General features: G+C 44.4%; 4 protein-coding genes. 2 read left to right on the plus strand and 2 right to left on the minus strand.

The genetic code is table 11. From position 1 onward, the window contains the following. The first annotated feature begins 126 nt into the window (after positions 1 to 126). Positions 127 to 540 carry a hypothetical protein gene (locus tag F6K51_RS35445; protein WP_293030381.1) on the plus strand — a complete coding sequence of 138 codons (414 nt, stop codon included), beginning with the start codon at positions 127 to 129 and terminating at the stop codon, positions 538 to 540. An 87-nt stretch (positions 541 to 627) separates the two neighbouring features. Here F6K51_RS35445 and F6K51_RS35450 read toward each other — a convergent pair whose 3' ends face one another. After that, positions 628 to 2247 (minus strand): alpha/beta hydrolase, encoded by a 1620-nt coding sequence (locus F6K51_RS35450; RefSeq protein ID WP_293030383.1) that lies wholly within the window; start codon positions 2245 to 2247, stop codon positions 628 to 630. Between the two features lie 592 nt (positions 2248 to 2839). Here F6K51_RS35450 and argF point away from each other — a divergent pair. Next, the gene (gene argF / locus F6K51_RS35455) at positions 2840 to 3760 is read left to right on the plus strand and encodes an ornithine carbamoyltransferase (protein ID WP_293030385.1); all 921 of its coding nucleotides are present in this window, start codon (positions 2840 to 2842) and stop codon (positions 3758 to 3760) included. 204 nt (positions 3761 to 3964) lie between these two features. On the opposite strand, the gene F6K51_RS35460 is transcribed toward argF, so the two are convergent. Continuing rightward, positions 3965 to 4135 carry a hypothetical protein gene (locus F6K51_RS35460; protein WP_293030388.1) on the minus strand — a complete coding sequence of 57 codons (171 nt, stop codon included), beginning with the start codon at positions 4133 to 4135 and terminating at the stop codon, positions 3965 to 3967. Between the last annotated feature and the right edge of the window lie 33 nt (positions 4136 to 4168).

The raw sequence follows: 4168 nt of genomic DNA on the forward strand, positions 1-4168 counted from the left end.
TTAGAGTATTACTAAATTAATTGTGCCCATTTTTGATCATAATTTTCCTACTCCCTACTCCCTACTCCCTACTCACTGTTCTCTTTGCTATAAACACTCAACACTCAACAGTTTCAAATCAAGGCCATGACTAACAACAATCATCTAAGTAAAACAAGCACGATCAATAATTTTGCTATAGACAACAAACCTCTTACCAACACAGCCCTTCCTGTTGTGACCCCAGTCAATCCTCTTGCTAATCTCCAAGAGCAACATATCGAAGAAGTCGCCGAAGCATTGGTGGAATTTAAAATGACTGCCATGTCCGATAAGAAGAAACAGGAGCAAGAAACAAAAGAGCTACAGAAAAAAATGGGTCGTTTCACCGCTATTTGGATGATTTTAATCTTGATGGTAGCAGGAGCAGGAGCTTGGACAGGATATTTCTTTTATACCCAGTTCAAGGAGCTAACTACAGAAATTACGTCATTGAAAGAGGCTCCGGCAGAATCAGAACAGGCAAAACAAGTTCAACAGCTAGAACGAGCAATATTTTGACTTCTGACTTATGACTTATGACTTCTGACTTCTGACTTCTGAATTCTGAATTCTGACTTCTGACTTCTTACCTCACAACCCTGCTTTTTACCGTACCAAAGGCTCAAGAATTGTCACCAAACTCAAGGGCATCAGCTCTTTACTAAGGGATTGAGCATAGGCAGCACTCAGATAAGCTTGGTACTCTGATTTACCAGCAATATAGGTTTGGAAAAATGCTAAACTCAATGCTTTCATATACTCCTGAGCAATAGTTGGGTCAGGACCAAGCACTGCCTCAGGTAAGGGGACATCATCGGGTGATGGGGCGAGGGTGGAAAAGTGGGTTCCTCTCCTAAGCAATACTAGATACTTCTGTAGAGTTGTCAGCCAAGTAAAGGGTTGAATCTGTTCTGGTAACGCTGGCGCTATGGTATCATCACTACCAGCGACTACCATCAGGGGCACTTGAATTGGGCTAAGTTGGGATTTTCCTAAGACTGTGCTAGTAATTGGATTAATTGCGATCGCACCTTTAATCCGTTGATCCGATAACTGATAGTCCTGTGGTGGCAAGTCAAAGGCACGACACTGAAGTAGTAGGGATATATTCAAGGTATCCTGATTTAAGGGAGCGCAATCCTGTTGCAATTGCTCAAAATTGATCTCGGCTCCAGCAAGAGCTAAGGATGTGTAACCCCCAAAGGACTGACCCAATACTCCCACCTGTTGCAAATTTAACTGCCCTTTAAAGGAACTTTCTAGTTCATCCAGTAAAAACTTAATATCCAGAGGGCGGTTAATAAATTCTGATGGTGGAGCTGCCTCTTTGGCAAGACCAGTTAACAAAGCCTGTATTTGATCCGCATTACTGCCTGGATGTTCCGGTACAGCCACAGCAAATCCATGGGATGCCAGGTGACGGGCTAAGTACTCAAATGTCTTCCGTTCTGAACCCAGTCCGTGGGAAATAACAATCACTGGTGCTAACCCTTCCCTTGGGGAATCTGGCAAATACAAGTCAACGGGAAACTCTCGCCGAGGGCCCAGGTCATCGAAGGTAATGCTTTGCTTAGTATAACTTACTGAACCTGGTTGCCGTAAGTCTAGGGAGAAATCGGATAAACCTCGCTCTGTCTGGGCTGCCGCTTCCTGATCCGATGCCTGTTCCACTGCTGAAATGGCGATCTGGGTTTGCTGAATCAGCTTCGATAAGTCATCAATAATTTCAAAACCCCGTTGTGAGTTAATCCGAATCCCGTAAGTCGGAAATTCCCGCAACACATTCAAAATCGTCAACCCTTCTGGCTGAAAAGCGGCTTTGATTAAAGCAGCTCGAATGGCATAGAAACCGGGTTGACGAGCTTTGGTTTGTATGACTTCACCTACCCGTTGTAGAATTATTTCTCCTTGAGGTGAGTAGAGGAATTGAGCGATCGCTACTGGTGTGACATCAATGGGAGTAATTAAGACCTGCCGCAGTTGTTTGAATTCTTCTGGCTTTACATACCCCGCATAGAAGGCTAAGGATGGCTCAACTTTGCCCACTGTCGCATAAACTTCTAGAGCTGCGATCGGTAGAGAAAACTCAATTGGACCATAGGAAATATAGATTTTCTCTGCTGCCTCAACTGGTGGAGAAATCATCACTGGGGTGAGCAACAATCCTAGATTCAGCAGCAGCCATTTTAGTCTAGTTTGTGGTTTACCTTTTGCGAATCTGAACATATAGCGTTTCCAAATGATTTGTAAAACTAGATTGTAATTTGTTCTAATACAAAAAACGCTGTATTCCTTACTAATGTTAGTGATTGGAAGTTTTATTTTCCCTAAAGCATTTCATTATTTGTTCACATCTCAAATGTATATACTATAGCGCTACTCCCGACTCCCTACTCCCAGGGCTTGCGCTTGACCCGTAATTAAATTCGCCACGGGTCGCACCGCTCCCGACTCCCGACTCCCGACTCCCTAGTGCTGCTGTATTATTTAATAACGATTTGTCAATTTTTGATGACATTTAGGGGTAGATTAAATAGACTAGGATTATGTTCTTGCGAAATTTTGTGGTAGAGTGAATAACTCTAGCCAAGATTCAAGGTTGTTTTCCTAGAAAAGACTAACTAGTTTTTTAGTCTTTTTTGGGAGACTAGCTATGATAATTTAAGATAAATAGGATAGCGTCTTAAGAGGGTGCATCTTAACAAAAACTGGGGAGCTATAAGGTGCTCATTCCAGTAAAATAGTACACTTTGTTTGATGGGCAATTGTGTGTAGCACTGTGGCTATGGTAAACTATTTTACTCATTGAATATAGAACATGAATACGTTAAAAGGACGCGATTTTTTAGGTTTAACAGACCTCAGTGCTAGTGACATTCAGGAACTATTGGATAAAGCCACTAAGTTAAAAAACGCTCAGTGGAATCCTAGGTGCAATAAGGTTTTGGGATTATTGTTTTATAAGGCTTCCACACGAACACGGGTCAGTTTTTCCGTAGCTATGTACCAAATAGGCGGTCAGGTGATTGACTTAAATCCCAATGTCACCCAAGTTGGTCGTGGAGAACCGGTAGTAGATACAGCGCGAGTGTTAGACCGCTACTTGGATATTCTAGCAATTCGTACCTTTGAACAAAAACAGTTGGAAACCTTTGCGGAATATGCCCAGATTCCAATTATTAATGCTTTGACCGATTGGGAGCATCCCTGTCAGACTTTAGCCGATTTGTTAACGATTCAGGAATGCTTTGGAACACTAGCTGGTTTGACATTGACTTATGTTGGCGACGGTAATAATGTCGCTCATTCACTAATGTTGGGCTGCGCTCTAATGGGAATGAATGTCAGAGTCGCCACACCACCAGCTTATCAACCTGATAGTGCTATTTGTGAGCTTGCCCTGAAAACCGCAGCTAGCCGCACAGAAGTAATGGTTACCGATGACCCAGTAGCTGCTGCCAAGGAAGCTCACATAATTTATACTGATGTTTGGGCAAGTATGGGTCAAGAAGCCTCAGCTGAGGAGCGAATTCCAATTTTTCAGCCTTATCAAGTTAATCAACAGTTGTTAGACCATGCTGACCCATCAGTAATTGTACTCCACTGTTTACCCGCTCACCGGGGCGAAGAAATTACAGACGAGGTAATCGAAGGCTCGCGATCGCGTGTTTGGGACCAGGCCGAAAACCGTTTACATGCCCAAAAAGCTTTACTGGTCAGTCTTTTAGGGGTTGAGTGAAGGGAGTAGGGAGTAGGGAGTAGGGAATAGGGAATAGGGAGTAGGGAATAGGGAGTAGGGAGTAGGGAATAGGGAATAGGGAATCGGGAATCGGGAATCGGGAATCGGGAATCGGGAATCGGGAATCGGGAATAGGAACCCACCCCTAACCCCTCCCAGGAGGGGAAAAGAGGGAACAGGAAAAAAATCCTGTGTACCTCATAGCTATGAAAACGCTATAACTCCCTCCACTCCCCATCTCCCCATCTCCCCATCTCCCCACACTCCCCACCCTCCCCATCTCCCTATCTCCCCACACTCCCCACACTCCCCACCCTCCCCATCTCCCCATCTCCCCACACTTCCCACACTCTCCCCATCTCCCCATCTCCCCATCTCCCCATCTCCCCATCTCCCCATCTCCCCACC

This window comes from Moorena sp. SIO3I8 (genome assembly GCF_010692325.1).
In the GTDB taxonomy this organism is placed as follows: Bacteria; Cyanobacteriota; Cyanobacteriia; order Cyanobacteriales; family Coleofasciculaceae; genus Moorena.